This is a genomic window from Enterococcus sp. C63 (genome assembly GCF_040887215.1).
GTDB lineage: Bacteria > Bacillota > Bacilli > Lactobacillales > Enterococcaceae > Enterococcus_B > Enterococcus_B hirae.
The window spans coordinates 15,493-31,839 of record NZ_JBFOFI010000001.1 but is presented as its reverse complement, the minus strand read 5'-3'; the positions used below and the strand labels follow the sequence as shown (position 1 = coordinate 31,839).

At 37.1% G+C, this 16,347-nt stretch carries 16 protein-coding genes; 2 read left to right on the top strand and 14 right to left on the bottom strand.

The genetic code is table 11. From position 1 onward, the window contains the following. The first annotated feature begins 62 nt into the window (after positions 1-62). Both AB3H90_RS00135 and rpsT read left to right on the top strand, forming a co-directional pair. A complete protein-coding gene (locus tag AB3H90_RS00135) occupies positions 63-332 on the top strand; it encodes a hypothetical protein (protein WP_005878685.1) in 270 nt (89 codons plus the stop codon). A 401-nt stretch (positions 333-733) separates the two neighbouring features. Beyond that, positions 734-988, top strand: a complete 255-nt coding sequence (gene rpsT / locus AB3H90_RS00130; RefSeq protein WP_010719340.1) for a 30S ribosomal protein S20 — start codon at positions 734-736, stop codon at positions 986-988. A 212-nt stretch (positions 989-1,200) separates the two neighbouring features. Here rpsT and holA read toward each other — a convergent pair whose 3' ends face one another. From holA to AB3H90_RS00060, 14 genes are all read right to left on the bottom strand, one after another. After that, on the bottom strand, positions 1,201-2,244 hold the full coding sequence (gene holA / locus AB3H90_RS00125; protein WP_034700673.1) for a DNA polymerase III subunit delta: 1,044 nt from the start codon (positions 2,242-2,244) through the stop codon (positions 1,201-1,203). Positions 2,245-2,280: 36 nt separating this feature from the next. Then, entirely contained in the window at positions 2,281-4,551 is a 2,271-nt protein-coding gene (locus AB3H90_RS00120; protein ID WP_368015904.1) for a DNA internalization-related competence protein ComEC/Rec2, read from the bottom strand. Next, positions 4,544-5,026 (bottom strand): ComE operon protein 2, encoded by a 483-nt coding sequence (locus AB3H90_RS00115; RefSeq protein ID WP_010719343.1) that lies wholly within the window; start codon positions 5,024-5,026, stop codon positions 4,544-4,546. The genes AB3H90_RS00120 and AB3H90_RS00115 overlap by 8 nt, the downstream gene beginning before the upstream one ends. An 18-nt stretch (positions 5,027-5,044) precedes the next feature. Further along, positions 5,045-5,740 carry a helix-hairpin-helix domain-containing protein gene (locus AB3H90_RS00110; RefSeq protein ID WP_368015903.1) on the bottom strand — a complete coding sequence of 232 codons (696 nt, stop codon included), beginning with the start codon at positions 5,738-5,740 and terminating at the stop codon, positions 5,045-5,047. Between the two features lie 566 nt (positions 5,741-6,306). Next, on the bottom strand, positions 6,307-6,594 hold the full coding sequence (locus tag AB3H90_RS00105) for a hypothetical protein (RefSeq protein ID WP_088745726.1): 288 nt from the start codon (positions 6,592-6,594) through the stop codon (positions 6,307-6,309). Between the two features lie 595 nt (positions 6,595-7,189). Then, positions 7,190-8,233, bottom strand: coding sequence for a SepM family pheromone-processing serine protease (locus tag AB3H90_RS00100; RefSeq protein WP_025480486.1), 1,044 nt, complete (start codon positions 8,231-8,233; stop codon positions 7,190-7,192). Beyond that, on the bottom strand, positions 8,223-8,714 hold the full coding sequence (coaD, locus tag AB3H90_RS00095; protein WP_010719347.1) for a pantetheine-phosphate adenylyltransferase: 492 nt from the start codon (positions 8,712-8,714) through the stop codon (positions 8,223-8,225). Before coaD ends, AB3H90_RS00100 begins: the two co-directional genes overlap by 11 nt. Next, positions 8,711-9,343 (bottom strand): 16S rRNA (guanine(966)-N(2))-methyltransferase RsmD, encoded by a 633-nt coding sequence (rsmD, locus tag AB3H90_RS00090; RefSeq protein WP_368015900.1) that lies wholly within the window; start codon positions 9,341-9,343, stop codon positions 8,711-8,713. The genes coaD and rsmD overlap by 4 nt, the downstream gene beginning before the upstream one ends. A 70-nt stretch (positions 9,344-9,413) precedes the next feature. After that, positions 9,414-9,755 (bottom strand): YlbG family protein, encoded by a 342-nt coding sequence (locus AB3H90_RS00085; protein WP_010719349.1) that lies wholly within the window; start codon positions 9,753-9,755, stop codon positions 9,414-9,416. After that, complete coding sequence (locus tag AB3H90_RS00080) at positions 9,748-10,176, bottom strand: YlbF family regulator (protein WP_034700682.1); 429 nt, start codon at positions 10,174-10,176, stop codon at positions 9,748-9,750. The genes AB3H90_RS00085 and AB3H90_RS00080 overlap by 8 nt, the downstream gene beginning before the upstream one ends. Further along, positions 10,163-11,290: a CAP-associated domain-containing protein gene (locus tag AB3H90_RS00075; protein WP_368015899.1), complete on the bottom strand. Its 1,128-nt coding sequence runs from the start codon at positions 11,288-11,290 to the stop codon at positions 10,163-10,165. The genes AB3H90_RS00080 and AB3H90_RS00075 overlap by 14 nt, the downstream gene beginning before the upstream one ends. Before the next feature lie 13 nt (positions 11,291-11,303). Continuing rightward, the gene (locus AB3H90_RS00070; RefSeq protein ID WP_010737454.1) at positions 11,304-14,732 is read right to left on the bottom strand and encodes a pyruvate carboxylase; all 3,429 of its coding nucleotides are present in this window, start codon (positions 14,730-14,732) and stop codon (positions 11,304-11,306) included. Between the two features lie 20 nt (positions 14,733-14,752). Then, positions 14,753-15,919: an FtsW/RodA/SpoVE family cell cycle protein gene (locus AB3H90_RS00065; RefSeq protein WP_010719353.1), complete on the bottom strand. Its 1,167-nt coding sequence runs from the start codon at positions 15,917-15,919 to the stop codon at positions 14,753-14,755. A gap of 2 nt (positions 15,920-15,921) precedes the next feature. Beyond that, positions 15,922-16,224: a DUF1507 family protein gene (locus AB3H90_RS00060; RefSeq protein ID WP_010719354.1), complete on the bottom strand. Its 303-nt coding sequence runs from the start codon at positions 16,222-16,224 to the stop codon at positions 15,922-15,924. Between the last annotated feature and the right edge of the window lie 123 nt (positions 16,225-16,347).

Below are 16,347 nucleotides of genomic sequence, written 5' to 3'. Positions count from 1 at the left end.
TAGCATCACTTATATTTTTAATCATTCGCTATTATGCTTTATATATAGAAAGGAAAACGCTCATGGAAACCTTTGAAGGTCTTTTAATTGATACGTATGTCTTACAAGAACAACCTATGATGTTGACTGGCTTAAATCTTCAACTGGAAGATCGTGTCATTAACGGTCTGTTGAAAGATCGTTACTTGGCAAAATATATTCTTCGGCTCCCTTTAAATAAATATGTATTAGAAGTCAGTGGAAAATGGAACCGCCGCAATCAATTAGTCATCAAAAAAATGATGATCAAAAATATTGATGAATACATTAAAATTATTGGGACTCCGGAATAAATTTAGCTACACCAACGGTTAACGGTTATAAAATAACTAAAGAATGGTATCGTTACGATTGCTTAGTCTACAAGGAACGTATCCCTTTTCAAAAAAAGCTTTGCAAACGGTTCGCTTTGTTATATAATGTTCGAGTACCAAACAGTCCCATTCAAATTTTGTTTAAAAAGATAAATTTATCTGCTTTGGTTGAACGCTATTGTCTCCCACAATAGCGTTTTTTATTTTCCCTTTTTCCTTCTCTTTCAATGCTAGTAGAGCCTAGAATTAAGTTTCTTTTAGTGTTAAGGAAAAAAACTTGTCATGTTCATATTGCAAAGATTACTTCATTTAGGTATAATAATGAATGTTGAATTATGCGGTAACACGCGTAAGAACTTAATTTATCGGAGGTGAAACTAATGCCAAACATTGAATCTGCAATCAAACGTGTTCGTACAAGCGAAAATGCGAACGTTAAAAATTCATCTCAAACAAGCGCTATGCGTACTGCAATCAAAAAATTTGAAGATGCTGTAGCTTCAGGTGCTGAAAACGTAGATGCGTTATATAAAGAAGCTGTTAAAGCTATTGATATGGCTGAAACAAAAGGTCTAATTCATAAAAACAAAGCTAACCGCGACAAATCTCGTTTAAGCAAAAAAATCGCTAAATAAGGAAATCGGCTACGGCCGGTTTTTTTATTTTGTCTCAAACAGTCTATTCGATCACCCTTCTGTTGGGTTTCTTTCCATTCTTTTTATTAGTAAACCAGCTGCGGCTGACTCAGCACTTCCTACTCTAAAACAATTGATGTCTAAAAAACGCTCAAAATATCATCGTTTCAAGCGTTCTTTTTGGATTTATTTCGATTGTTTTTCTCTTCTTTTTAACTCTTCAAAAGCTGACCTGTTCGTAAGACAAATAATTGAAAGCTTAATTCTTTTTCGATTTTACCACTTTTGATTTGGTAATCCATTTCAACCAGATCGTCAAATAAACGCCTTAGGATCTTTTCATCAAATTTACGTACCTCTTGCATCGCCAATTTTACACGGTAAGGATGTATCTTTAAAGTCTCAGCAATATTAGCCTGCTGATAACCGATTTTCATCAAAAACTTGGTCTGTAAAAACAAACGTATTTGTGAAAGCAAGATGGCATTGATCTTAATGGTTTCTTCTCCTTGGGTAATTAAATCTTCAAACAACCGTAGCGCTTGTTCTGTTTTCCCGGAAAGAATATATTGTGTCATATCAAAAAGATTATGTTCCAAGGTTTTAGGGACTAACTGTTCCACTTCTTTAACAGTGATCAGTTCTTGTTGTTGCCCATACAATAGTAATTTATTCAGTTCCCTCATCATTTTTGATAGATCGAGATCCGTTAACCGTAAAAACAGATCAATCGCTTTACGGTCCATTTGAAACGGTGCATTTTCCAGTGTATTCAATAAATACTGACGTACTTCTTTTTCATTCAATTGCTGAACATTGATGGTCACAGCAGCCTTTTTTAATTGTTTCGTTACTTTTTTTCGCTCATCTAATTTCTCATAGGGAGCAAAAAACACTAAAACTGTTGATTCTAAAGGTTCTTTTAAATAATCAATCAGTAGATCCGTATTTTGTTCAATCCCATTATTCACTTTTTCAGCTGTTAAAAAGTAGGGATTTTCTACAAATACTAGGCGTTGATCACCAAAAAATGGCAAAGTCTCTGCCTCAGCAACCACCTCATCAATACTAGCATTCCCCATATCAAAACTTAAGAAATTCAAGTCATCTTGACTATCGATTTGAATTTTTTTCTGGATTTCTGCTCTTACCTGATCCTGTAAATATTTTTCAGTACCTAGAATCAAATAACAAGGCGCAAGCTTTTCTTTACGGATTTTTTGTAAATCTGCTTGAATACTCATTTCGTTCACCACTTTCAAATTTATCCTACCATGAGTAGCTGGGAATTGCTAGTCTATCATCGTGTGGATCTTTCCGTTTGGATACCAAAAGGGATGCCATTTAAAAGTAATTGCGCCTTGACGGTCGGTACGCATAGGAGTGACTTTATTCTGCTTTAACGTCGCTAGTACGTCTTCATGAGGATGACCAAATAAATTATTCACGCCACAGGATAAAACACCATAGGTTGCTTCTAATTGCGAAATGAACTGTGGATGACTAGATGTGCGGCTGCCATGATGTCCTAATTTGATCACATCCGCTTTTAAATCTGGATAAGCGTTTCCGATCTTTTCTTCTGCGTGCTGATCTAAATCACCTAAAAAGAGAAAACGACAGGACTGATGAGTCACTGACAAGCCAATCGAATCTTCATTTTCGCCCTTCCCCTGGGTAATCGGAGACAACACAAAAAAATCAAAATAACCTTTGATCCAATCACCCTGCCTGACTTCACAAATAGTGGTTCCTGCTTTTTCCAATTTCTGCAACTGCGTATGGAGCCAGGTGCTTTTGCCAGCTCCCCAACCAATATAAATCGTATCGATCTTGAAATGTTTTGCTAATGTCGTGATTTCTCCCACATGATCGATATCGTCATGCGTTAATATCAGTTTATTGATGTGTCGGATGCCATTTCCTTTTAAAAATGGGACAAGATTGAACTCTGCAGATGGTCTAACCCTTCGCTCTTGCCAAGCTTCTTTTTGAAAACTCAATTTTCCACCAGTATCAATTATAACGATTTCTTTTAAAAACGGCGCTTTAAAAAAAATACTGTCTCCTTGCCCTACGTCGGTGAAAGTGATGCTACTTCCGAATTGAAGAAAACGACCAAAAATGAGAATAATGGGTACAAGGAGTGCAGCGGTCACGCATTGAAATGGTTCATGTTGCTTTTTCTCTATAAGCCATAAAAGAAAGCCTAAACTAAATATTAACAACCAGCCATTCGGTCGCCCAATCACTAGATTGGCAAATCTCAACGAATCTAGTAATCTCTCGAAATGGACTAAAAAAGAATCAAGCAACTCGCTAACACTTGGAGGTAATACCCTGCCAAAAACAAATAAAAACGTCAAACAAGGAAGAAATACTTTCTTAAAAACAGGAGCAAAAAGAAGAGTCAAAATACTCCCTAATAGTGGCCACTCATAAAAATGCCAAGCTGTCAGTGGCATGATGCCGATACTAAATAACACGATAGTAGTGAACTTTTGAAACTTAGTGGTTGGGTGAGACAACAAAAGAAAGAAGAAGCTCATTCCTAAACTTAGCTGGCCCTCTACTTGGAAAAGACAAAGCGGCTCGATCAGCAAAAGTATCCATAAAATAATCGAATAATGATCGAAAGAAGAAAATTTGATATTGAGGAGTTTTAGCCCTAATTTCAATAAGAATGACAGCCCCGCTCTTTTCACTGACACAGAGCCCCCAGATAAGCTAAAATACCCCAAAGTCCCCCCAACTAGTGGGAGATAACTAGCAGTTAATGTCATCCCTCCTCTGCGAAACAGATAATAGAGCCAACCTAAGTAAGTTTGGATGTGCATGCCTGACAAACTGAATAAATGAAGTAAGCCAGTTTCTTTATATGTGTCTTCTGATGCTAAAAACTGACTATCTTTATAGCCAAAAATCAAAGCATTCATATAGACACTCACCTTGTGACTAAAGTGTTCTTGAATAAACGTAATAGACCTTCCTCGTGTTCTGCTCAGCATATTCTTCCAAGCATTACGATTCAAATGTTCTTTGATCTGGCGTATCTGAAAGCGTCCTTTGATCCGATGTATTTGGTCATACTTTTTTTGATCAAACCCATAAGGATTCCTTTGTTTGGAAGTTTCTTGGTAATCCCCGACTATAATTAATTCAATCGCTTCATGTCTAAGAACAAGAAAAGAATTTCTTTCTTGTTCAGATTTGGCATAATAGCTGCAAGAAATCTTTTGCTTGTCCGTTGTGTGCCCAATAAAAGTCACTAAATCTCCATTCATTTTCACTGTGTCTGAGGCGACCATGATACGTTCCAACGTCCTTTGATCATCGATTGGTTTTGTTTCTTTAAGCCAGCAAGAAAATAAAACCAGCGTACTACAAATGAGACTTAAACCAATAATTTGTTTATTTTCTTTCCGTAAAAAAAACAAAAAAAATCCAGCGAAAATCAAACGATAATGCCATCTGTCTGTATAATAAAACAAACAAATAAAAATCGAAGAAATCGCTGGAAAAATGAATCGATTCTGTGTTTGATCACAAAATCTACTAAACATGTTCTCCTGATAATTCTTTTTGGAGTTTAGAAAAGTGAGTAGAATCCAATGATACTTGATGAACAGTTGCACCTAATTGTTCGATCAATGATTGTGCATACGGATCATTTCGATAATCATGTAAATAGTTGATTTTTTTGATTCCTGCTTGTAATAAGGCTTTTGTACAAGCTAAACAAGGGAAATGAGTCACGTAAATCTCTGCGCCCTCCGTAGGTATGCCTAGTTTTGCACATTGTAATAAAGCATTCATTTCCGCATGAATCGTTCGCAAGCAATGACCATCGACGATATAACAGCCTTCATCAATGCAATGAACATCCCCACTAACAGCGCCATTGTAGCCTCCAGCAATGATCCGTTTTTCTCTTACTAAAGTTGCGCCGACTTCTAATCGTGTACAAGTACTTCTCAATGATAATAATACTGCTTGAGCCATAAAATATTGGTCCCAAGGAATCCGTTCATTGCTCATATTAGCCACCTCTATCGTTTATTCTATAGTAATTGTAACGAAGTTTTTGATTTTTTCAACTGTCTTCTGACCAATTCCATCTATTTCTTGAAGCTCGTCAATACTTTTGAACGATCCATTATCTTGTCTATACTGAATAATTTCTCGGGCTTTTTTTTCACCGATCCCCGGTATTTGTTGCAATTGCGAAAGATCAGCGGTATTAAGATGCACTCGATCTGGGTTTGTGTCCGCTGAATCTACCGTCGCTAGACTAGCATTTGAGCTTTCTGGAATTTCTTCGCCTACTTCAGGAACGTACAGCATTTGTTGATCCGTTATTTTTGCTGCAAAGTTGATCTGTTTCTCGTCAGCTGATTCCGTCAGCCCACCTGCTTTTTGAATAACATCAAATACCCGATCTTCTGCCACAAAAGCGTACATTCCAGGTTGTTTTACCGCGCCTTTCACATCGACATAAATCACTGACCTAGTCGATGTACTCACCGTTTCATCAATTGGTTTCGTTTCAGAACTGTTCTTTTCCGGAGCTTCAATCGATTGGTTTGTCAAAAATAGTTGATCCTTTTTACTTGATTGACTGAAAAAATGAATCATCATTCCACCAAGGATGATGACCCCTATGATGCCAAAGATCCCTCCGATCACAAATTTTGGTGAAGAAAAGTTGGAACTATAGAAACGCTTTCGTTTGTTTTTCCATTCTTCGCACATTGTGACAATTTTCCGATTGGTTTCCTTTCTTTAAATTCTGAAGAAGTTTTTCTCTTCATGATTAAATACGTCAAACCATTTTTCTGCATGAAAATAAACCTACTTTTGGGACAATTATTTTTATGAAGAATGAATCTTTCATACCTTTAAACATTTCAGGAATAGGCGTTGACATAGGGTCTATATTCCTCTTTTCATTAACTAGCAAAAAACATCAAAATCACTTTTACTGACTTTGATGTTTATCTATTTTTCTATCCGTTTTTGAAAAATAGTTTCAAGTTCACACTCTTAGCGAAGCTCTTCCTTGATTTTTTTGAGCATGTACCCGACTTACCTAAGCAATCCTAAATACGATATCTTTGCCACTGTCTCTCTAGAGGCTATGTACAATTATTCTCACTATACTAAAACGCAACGCCTCGATTATATCAACTTTCCCAGTGTTCAAATCTCCTAAATAAGTCAAAGACTCGCTTCTCCTCATGAACAATCGTGAGCTAGTTTACATAGATTTTATAAGATATTTTTTTACGGACAAAATATTCCATTGTCTAAACTAGTCGTTATACCATATCCAGATAGGTAACTAGTACGATTACGAGACATGTAACGATCATGTAAATGATGTTTTCTAACCGTCTTGTATGATTTTTTAGGATAATCCCAGGATCAGTAGAATTGAAACTAGTCCGATACTCGATTGGCACAAAATTACCGATACATATTCCGAATAACAAAAGTAAAAAAGGCCAATTTGTAATAACTCCTCTATTCATAAACGCACCTATGATTGAGCTAACATAAATCACCATTTGAATCATTATAATTACAATCGCTTTTTTTCTCATCATTAATCCTCTCCAAGTAAATTTAGAAAAACAAACAGGACTTGATCACAAAATAAAAGTGGTAGTTGGTTTTAAATAGATTTCAAGAATAAAATTCTCCAGCTCTTTCCTCTCTTTTCAGAATACCCAATGAATCGGATAAATGTAAAAATCAAAAGCTGAGTGCCAACGTAGTTTTTACTAGGGAATCAGTAAAAAAACACTGACTTAGAACGATCTGATCATCTTACTGTATTCATTTTTCTGTCCTTCGATTATATCATACATCTTCACTTTATTTCCTATTTTTTCATTTAACCGAAAATTTTTCCATTATAAGTTTAAACTCTTTATCAACTGACGCAGTTAAAAATAACTTTACCTTTACTGATCAAACGAATAAAAAAGCTTACCTCATACACATAGATCCCTTCATGGCTAGTTTCTATTCATTTTAGTTTCTCTATAAAAAAGAGACAGACAAGCTTTCCGTTAAGGCTGAGTCATTGAAAACATCAATCTTAAAGGAAATTTTGTCTGTCTATTTATTCGTTCAAAAACCGTTTCATGAACAACGATAAAAAAATGTTGTTGAAACAAAACGATTTATAATGAATCTTTAGTTCATCTTTTCTAAATAATCAAGGGCATCTTGGACGGTTTTCACTGGTACAATTTTCATTGAAGAGTTCAATTCTTTCGCAGCAGCTTTGGCTTCTTCGTAATTGGTTTTGATTTCTGGATGTTTCTTCTTGATTTCATCTGAGATTGGATCATCCGGTGCAAAGAATATTTCAACGCCAGCTTTGTCTGCACTAGCCACTTTTTTATCAATACCACCAATTCGCCCAACTTCACCGTCGCTATTGATCGTTCCAGTACCAGCAATTTCTTTCCCTTGACGAAGATTTTTGCCGGTCAATTGTTCATAGATTTCCAGGGTAAACATCAAACCAGCAGACGGCCCTCCGATTGATCCTGAATTAATCATTACATCTGTATCCGACTTGATACTCGTATGATCGGTTAAAGTAATCCCAATCCCTGCTTTATTATCCGTTGGCAGTTCGATCAATTTACCTGAAGTTTCGTTTTCTTTGCCATCTCGGAGATAGGTGATCGTGACCGTATCGCCGACTTTTTTACTTTTGACATACTTCATAAATGCTTCTGCACTTTTAAAGGTTTGTCCATCAACTTTTGTGACTGTATCACCAACTGCTAATTTTCCATAGAAATTGGAATTCTTCTCGACACTCATGACATAGACACCTTTAAATTCCATCTGGTAAGAGCGCCCTGCCAATTTTAGCGCTTGCTCAATCGCTGCATTTTGGGAAGACTCCATATAATATTGTTGGATTTGATTGTATTCTTCGCTAGTCGCCCCGCCAGTCAACTCCTCAGCGCTAATCAAATCTTCAAACGGTGCTAGCTTGGCTTTGACTGCTGTAAAACCAGTTGCTCGACGGATGCCCACTGAAGTTAATGAAAAGGAACCTGAATCTTTGTCCTTTTTCCCATTGACGGTAATCAGCTCTTTCAAATTGATGGTTGCTCCTGGTGCTTCCACATAAAAAGGAAGTGGAATTACCACGAACCCAATAATAAATATCCCTAAAAAAATGACAAGAATTGTCTTTAACCATCTTTTAAAGTCCATCATTTTCACGCTTTCCAGCTAACGCTTCGTTGATTACTGGTGGAAGATAGTCACTGACATCTCCCCCAAAGTGTAAGACTTCTTTTAATAAACTAGAACTAACGTGACTATATTCTTGTTTAGCCAATAAAAAGACCGTCTCGATTTCTTGATTTAAATGATGGTTCATTTGAGCAATATCCCGTTCATATTCAAAATCCTTTACACTACGGATACCACGAATGATGGTTTGAACAGCTAATTCATTCGCAATCTCGACTGTTAATTGATTTTCCTGGTGGTACACTTTAACATTCGGAAGATGACGAACAGCTTGAGTAATCAATGTAACTTTTTCATCAACGGTAAATAGATGTTTTTTTGACGTATTCACAAATACCCCAATGATGACCTCATCAAACATTTTTGCTGCTCGTTCGACCATATCTAAATGCCCATTCGTGAACGGATCAAAGCTGCCTGGAAACAAGGCTTTTTTCATAGGTCTTCCTCTTTTCTGTAGATAGTCACAGTTGAAATACCATACGTTTGTTTTCTGATTTGCGTAAAATCAGCAATCTTTTCTGGTAATTCCACTGTTTTATCAGTTTCACATACAATAACTGCCGAATCATTAAAAAGGTCCAGCTCCGTCATTTTGATTATTTGGTCAAGTATTTTTTGTTTGGCATATGGTGGGTCAAGAAATAAATAATCAAATTTTTGCTGATCATTTGCCAGCTTTTCGATGGCTTTGTCCGCATCAAGTTTTAACGTGGTGAATTTTTCTGGCTCTTTCGTTACTTTAATGTTTTCTTGGATTATTTTTAGCGCTTGGTAATTTTTGTCTACACAAAAGGCATGCCCACAGCCACGAGAAACTGCTTCGATAGCTAACCCGCCACTACCAGAAAATAGGTCTAAGACTGTTTCTCCGTCGAAGTAAGGACCGATCATATTGAAGATCGATTCTTTCACTTTATCTGTGGTGGGACGTGTATTAGCCCCTGCTAAACTCTTTAAGCGTCGTCCACCATATGTTCCTGATATGACTCGCATTGACTCACTCCTTTTAAAAATCGTGCTGTTAATAGTATACCAAAAAAAAGATAAAAAAACTTGGATCGCCATTAATTTCATGCTTTCTCAAGTTATTTTTATCTTTTTTATTTAAGAGATGAATGATTTACACAAAACAGGTTTAAAAGACATGGTCTGCTAAACGAATCTTAGTATTGATCTCCTCAATCTCAAAACCTTCTTCTTTGACTGGTTGCTTCGTACCAATCTTATCAGCAAAGTTCATTTCGACGTCTGGACGATAAGAGCGTTCAACTTTGCGAACAAAATGAAGTTTGTTGATTCGTTCTGCAGTTTGCTCAAATGTGTCTTCATTCAAATACAATACGACATATTTCATTTTACGTGAAACGTAATGAAGCAATCCAAATTTCTTCAAATTTTTTAATTGTTTCAAACTGTATACCCAGACAATCAACCCACGTCGTTTCGTTAGTTGAAATTCATTTTTTTCATCATTCATGACAGTTACCTCCACATCCACTACGCCCCTTTTGTTCAAAAAAAGGATTTCCCGCATCAATTTTAATCGTCAACGATACCGTTTCTGCTAACTGTTGGCTAATTTTATCCAATAGATCTTGCAATTGTGTTTCCATAAAACGAAAATCCGCTACTTTTTCATGCAAATCAAGTTGGCGTTTGGCTAACCGAACAGCTCTTTGCTTCTCTCGAAATTCTGGTGCATATTTTTGATAAGGAACAACTTTTTCAAACTGTTCTTTTTTTATTGAGAAATCATTAATCAATAAATTGACATCCGCTGATTGTTCCATCACTTTTTTAGCTTTTAAATATTTTTTCATCGTCTCGCTTTTTTTGATACAATTGGATAAGCTCTGACATTGATCTTCTAAGGCAAATAATTCCTCATTGATTATCACTGCTATCGGTACTCTCCTTAACTTCTTCTTGCATTAAGACTAACATATTTTCTTTTGAAAAAGCAATTCCTAATAGATCGGAAGTGTTAACTAAAAAGCGGTCGTGATAATACGGATCACTATACAAAAATAAAAATGTAAACGTTGGATCAATCACTGGATGTGTAAAGACACCGGTCGATTGGGGAAGCTTTCTTTTTGCGACTAACGAATCAATTTCATCAGTAGTCATTGAAAACTTAGCAGTTGCGTTTGTACTACCCGCTATTTGTTGCCATTCTGCTAATCGTTCTTTCGTCAAAATATCTTCTGGTCTATTAAGGTAATCACTTAAAAGCAGTTTCGTTTGAGTAGAAAAACCGGTCGTCTGCTTATAAAGTGGTAAGCGATCCAATTGCCTTAACTGATTCAACAATCGAACACTATGACCTTCTTTTGCTTGATTGATTTCAGCCCAATCTACTTGATCGTCTATTTTATATTGCGGTAAGTCTGAACCAAATACTTGATAGGGATGAAGTTTCAACAAACTAGCTTTATCCAAATAAACGATCGAAAACAGTCCATTACTACTTTGGTCGAAGAATAAAATAGCAAACGTATCATTATCAAACGCAATCAACGGTCGATAATTCATATCTTCTTCCATCAATTCGATCCCGACATCTGTTCCATTGTATTGAAAATTAAAATTCGTATAGATCGTGGTGATCTCTGTTAGATCTTGCATTGTCATCCCTAAGTAAAAAGGAGCAATCGTTGAGTTGTCCGTATTTAATACTTTAATCGTGGAAACTTTATCTTTTGTGATATTCGCTTCAAAGGATAAGTGATTGATTTGATCATGGTAATATCTTGTTTCAAAACCAAACCCACTCGTCAAGCGTTCATAGGGATCACCAAAACGTTGCTCTAATTCATCAACTGATTGACCAACATACGTGGAAAAGCCAGATGTTTCCAACTTCTGGTATTTCCACGTAGTCATTTGATTTTGAGTGATTTGCTCTGAGCTTTTTTTTACTTCAAGTTTAGGAGGAAACAACACCGGCTGCATGTAAAATGCAATGATCACTGATAACAATATCGCACCAAATAACCCTAGCCGTTTCATCTTTTTCCCACCTTTATTTTTCAGTTACTTCAATCAATAAATCACCAGAAGCGATCGCATCGCCATCTGTTACATAGACATGCGCAATTTCACCATCAAAACGAGCTTCAATTGCCGTTTCCATTTTCATTGCTTCCGTGATCATCAATGTATCGCCTTTTTTGACATGATCTCCTTTTTTGACTAATACATCTAATACAGAACCAGACATCGTTGCACCGATATGTTCACGATTTGTTGGTTCAGCTTTCACACGTGTTTGTACAGTACTGATGATCGAATGGTCGTTCACTGTGATTTCACGACGTTGGCCATTCAAGTTAAAGAATAAGACACGATTTCCTTCAATATCTGGTTCGCCGATTTCATCCAAGCGAATAATCAAAATCTTGCCTTTTTCAATTTGAACATTCACCGTTTCTCCTAAACGAATCCCTTGGAAGAATGTTGGTGTATCAAGTAATGTCACATCACCAAATTGATTATAGGCTGCTTGATAATCTAGAAAGACTTGCGGATACATCAAATAGCTCAGCACTTCTTCTTGTTTAGGTTCATAGCCGATTTTTTCAGCTAATTCTGCTTTAACTTGTTGGAAATCAACTGGTTTAGCTAAAGCTCCAGGACGTTCAGTAATCGCTTCTCGTCCTTTAAGGATGATCTTTTGTAATTTTTCCGGGAATCCTCCAACCGGTTGTCCTAGCTCTCCTTGGAAGAAAGTAATGACAGATTCAGGGAAACTCAGTGTTTCACCTTTTTCATAGATATCTTCCTCCGTTAAATCATTTTGAACCATGAACAAGGCCATGTCTCCTACAACTTTTGATGAAGGGGTAACTTTCACGATATCACCAAACATCAGGTTCACTGTATGGTACATCTGTTTGATGTCATCCCATTTATTTCCTAAACCAACTGCTTTGGCTTGTTGTTGGAGATTAGAGTATTGTCCACCAGGCATTTCATGCATATATACTTCTGTTTCTGGTGCATTCAAACCGTTCTCAAATGGTTTGTAGTACATACGGACATCTTCCCAGTAATGATTCAATTGTTGTGCATTTTGAATATTGATCTCTGGCAACCGTGGACCGTTGACCAAAGCATAATACAAACTGCTCATACTTGGTTGACTTGTATTCCCACTCATCGCACTCATCGCCACATCAACGATATCTACCCCAGCCTTCGAAGCTGCAGAATAGGTAATGATTCCATTTCCACTCGTATCATGTGTATGAAGGTGGATTGGCAGATCAGTAGTCTCTTTTAATTCACTGATCAAGCGATAAGCAGCTTGTGGTTTCAGCAAGCCAGCCATATCTTTGATCGCAATGATATGCGCCCCAAGTTGTTCTAGTTCTTTCGCCATGTCCTTGTAATATTGGACATTATATTTTGCACGACTAGGATCATTGATATCTCCGGTATAGCAGATCGCAGCTTCTGCAATCTTACCTGTGTCTCGAACCGCTTGGATACTTTTTTCCATTTGCGGTACCCAGTTCAAACTGTCAAAGATTCGAAACACATCAATTCCTTGAGCCGCTGCTTCTTTCACAAATTCTACTAAGACGTTATCCGGATAATTGGAATAACCGACTGCATTTGAACCTCTGAACAACATTTGTAACAGCGTATTTGGCATCAATGCTCGGATCTTTCTTAATCTTTGCCAAGGATCTTCATTCAAGAAGCGATAAGCGACGTCAAAGGTTGCTCCTCCCCACATCTCACTTGAGAATAGTTCAGGTAATCCTTCACCGGTCAATTGAGCAATCTCTTTAAAGTCTTTCGTACGAACACGAGTTGCTAATAAACTTTGATGAGCATCTCTAAATGTCGTATCAGTCAATAACAAGTTTTCTTGCGATTTGATCCATTGGACTAACGCATCCGAACCATCAGAATCTAAAACATTTTTTGCTGTCAGATAATCTGGGCGTTTAATCAAATCTTTCGGTACCCGAGGAGATTCATAAAATGGTTTTTCACCATTTTTGATTCCTGGGAAGCCATTCACGGTAATTTCACCGATGTATTTCATTGTTTTATTCCCACGGTCGCGTAAACGAGGGAACTCAAACAGTTCTTTTGTATTATCGATAAATGTCGTTTTAGCATTTCCTGATTGAAATTCAGGATGGGAAATCACATTCAACATAAATGGGATATTGGTTTTGACTCCACGAATCCGAAATTCTTTTAAGCAACGTTCCATTTTTTGGATTGCCGTATCAAAATCTGCCGCATGCGTACAAACTTTGACTAAAAGTGAATCAAAGTATGGGGTAACCACATATCCTGCATAAGCATTACCAACATCTAAACGCACTCCGAAACCACCAGGTGAACGGTAAGTATCGATTTTCCCTGTATCAGGAAGAAAATGATTCAACGGGTCTTCTGTAGTGATCCGACATTGAATCGCAGAACCATTTAGTTTGATATCTGCTTGTTGCGGCAGACCAATTTCACTGTGTAAATCTTTCCCTTGGGCAATCAATAATTGAGTAGTCACGATGTCCACATCGGTAATCATCTCTGTAATCGTATGTTCCACTTGGACTCGAGGGTTGACTTCGATAAAATAAAAGTCATTTCCTTCAACTAAAAATTCAACCGTCCCAGCATTGACATAACCAACGTGTTTCATTAATTGAACGGCTGCTTGACAGATGCGTTCGCGTTGTTCAGTCGACATGGAGACACAAGGTGCTACCTCTACTACCTTTTGGTGACGTCTTTGTACAGAGCAGTCTCTTTCAAATAAATGGATCACATTTCCATGTTTATCGCCCAAAATTTGGACTTCGATGTGTTTAGGATTTGCAATATATTTTTCAACATACACTTCATCGCTGCCAAATGCCGCTTTTGCTTCACTTTTCGCACGATCATAGCCTTCTCGAGCGCTTTTTTCATCATGGGCGACACGCATGCCTCGTCCCCCACCACCTAGAGCGGCTTTAATCATGATCGGATAACCGTACGTTTCAGCAAAAGACAAAGCATCTTCGACCTTTTCAATCGGTCCATCAGTCCCAGGAATCGAAGCAATTCCAGCTGCGATAGCTGCTGCTTTTGCTTTGATCTTGTCACCAAAGATATCCAAATGATGTAAGTCTGGTCCTACAAAAGTGATGCCTTCTTCCTTGCATCGTTTTGCAAAACTTAGATTTTCAGATAACAACCCATAGCCTGGATGGATCGCATCCGCTCCACAGGCTTTCGCAATGGCAATAATCCCTTCAATATCTAAGTAAGCATCAATCGGTTTTTTCCCTTCGCCAACTAGATATGCTTCATCTGCTTTAAACCGGTGCACGGAATACTCATCTTCTTTTGCGTAGATACCTACAGTTTTAATTCCTAATTCTGTACATGCTCGAAACACTCGTACAGCAATTTCTCCTCTGTTAGCAACTAAAACTTTTTCCATCAAACCACTCCTACATCTTTTTAGTATAAACCTAAACTTTTTCGTTTTTCATCTGCACTGATATTCAAGACGAAGCCAACACAAATTGATAACATCAATAAACTAGATCCTCCCTGACTCAAAAATGGGAAAGTGATCCCAGTTAACGGAATAACGCCTGTTATACCTCCCAAATTGATAAATATTTGGATCATGAACATGGCACCAATCCCAATACATAATAGAGAATTAAATGGATCTTTTGAGCGAATCCCCACCAAAAAGATCCGAACAATCATGAAAAACAGTAAAGCAAGAATCAAGATCCCCATGATCACGCCTAACTCTTCTACCACAATGGCATAAATAAAGTCCGTCTGCGCTTCATTTAAAAAACCTTTTTTCTGGATACTATTTCCAAGACCTCGACCAAAAAGCCCTCCATTGAACATCGCATAATAACCATTAGCTAATTGATGACCTTTGTTCAACTCGTCAGAAAAAGGATTTTGATAAATGGCAAATCGGTTATAGATATATTGTAAACGTCCGGGAAATATTTTCCCGTGGGTGATATTGATCAACCAGATTGCTAAAGCACTCAAGCCAACCCCACCGACCCCAACGATCAACGTATAAACGTAGTTGATACCACTAGCCAAAAGTAAGACTAAGATAATTAAAAAAATGACAGTTGCATTACCAAAATCGGGTAAAATAGCAACTAGCGCTGTTAGTGCCAACACTAACAGTAACGGTCTTTTAACAGTAGAAACAAAATCTTTTTGAACGCTTCTTTGTCTTTTAGATAACGTTAATGCTAAGTACCAAATCACAATGATCTTTAAGTATTCAGCTGGCTGGAGAGAGAATCCAGCGATTTGAAGCCATCCTTTCGCTCCATTGATCTCTTTCCCGAAGAATAAAACGATCAATAGCAAGATCGTCAGTACAGCAATAGCTGCCATAATCAGTCGTTGATTTTTTAATACGGATGTTTTCATTTTATATAAAAGTCCAATAGCTACTAAGCTAACGCCCCAAAACAAACTTTGGTTAAAAAAAGAGGCGGAAGGACTGCTTCCATTTTCTAGCAATAAATAAGATGATGAACTATAGACCATGATTAAACCTAAAATACATAGAATCAAGTAAGGAATCAAAATACTATAGTTTAATAAATGCCTTTTTTTTACTTTCTTAGGCAAGTTTACTCCTCCTTGCCAATTTCTTTTTTATCGTAATTTTCTTGGTAAACCTCACTATATAATCGGTTCAGTTCACGCTCTAGCTCACTCAGCAACAATTGTCCTTCCGTTTTATCGATGATGCCTACACGAACGGCAAATCCGACTTGTTGTGAGAAGCCATACATTTGCGTATCTACTACTTCTTCAAATGCCTTACATTGTGAGATACACAGGCTATTTTTTTGATTTTTGATCAAGCGTTTGATTCGTTCTGATTCATCTTTAAGCACTTGAACTGCAAATTCATTTGATAGAGAATCCATCTAAGCCTACCCCCATTCTAAGTTTATTTATTATAACATACTTAAAATTCTAACGGGGAAAAATCCCAGTTTTCGCTCAGGGATTTTCTTCTTTTTTTACTATTTGCTAGCCTATCATGAGCA

What these genes read in the sequence shown, in the direction of transcription:
- AB3H90_RS00135 (WP_005878685.1), top strand. Translation starts at nt 63, where the DNA reads ATGGAAACCTTTGAAGGTCTTTTAATTGATACGTATGTCTTACAAGAA.
- rpsT (WP_010719340.1), top strand. Translation starts at nt 734, where the DNA reads ATGCCAAACATTGAATCTGCAATCAAACGTGTTCGTACAAGCGAAAAT.
- AB3H90_RS00120 (WP_368015904.1), bottom strand. Translation starts at nt 4,551, where the DNA reads ATGTTTAGTAGATTTTGTGATCAAACACAGAATCGATTCATTTTTCCA.
- AB3H90_RS00115 (WP_010719343.1), bottom strand. Translation starts at nt 5,026, where the DNA reads ATGAGCAATGAACGGATTCCTTGGGACCAATATTTTATGGCTCAAGCA.
- AB3H90_RS00110 (WP_368015903.1), bottom strand. Translation starts at nt 5,740, where the DNA reads ATGTGCGAAGAATGGAAAAACAAACGAAAGCGTTTCTATAGTTCCAAC.
- AB3H90_RS00105 (WP_088745726.1), bottom strand. Translation starts at nt 6,594, where the DNA reads ATGATGAGAAAAAAAGCGATTGTAATTATAATGATTCAAATGGTGATT.
- AB3H90_RS00100 (WP_025480486.1), bottom strand. Translation starts at nt 8,233, where the DNA reads ATGGACTTTAAAAGATGGTTAAAGACAATTCTTGTCATTTTTTTAGGG.
- coaD (WP_010719347.1), bottom strand. Translation starts at nt 8,714, where the DNA reads ATGAAAAAAGCCTTGTTTCCAGGCAGCTTTGATCCGTTCACGAATGGG.
- rsmD (WP_368015900.1), bottom strand. Translation starts at nt 9,343, where the DNA reads ATGGCGATCCAAGTTTTTTTATCTTTTTTTTGGTATACTATTAACAGC.
- AB3H90_RS00085 (WP_010719349.1), bottom strand. Translation starts at nt 9,755, where the DNA reads ATGAATGATGAAAAAAATGAATTTCAACTAACGAAACGACGTGGGTTG.
- AB3H90_RS00075 (WP_368015899.1), bottom strand. Translation starts at nt 11,290, where the DNA reads ATGAAACGGCTAGGGTTATTTGGTGCGATATTGTTATCAGTGATCATT.
- AB3H90_RS00070 (WP_010737454.1), bottom strand. Translation starts at nt 14,732, where the DNA reads ATGGAAAAAGTTTTAGTTGCTAACAGAGGAGAAATTGCTGTACGAGTG.
- AB3H90_RS00060 (WP_010719354.1), bottom strand. Translation starts at nt 16,224, where the DNA reads ATGGATTCTCTATCAAATGAATTTGCAGTTCAAGTGCTTAAAGATGAA.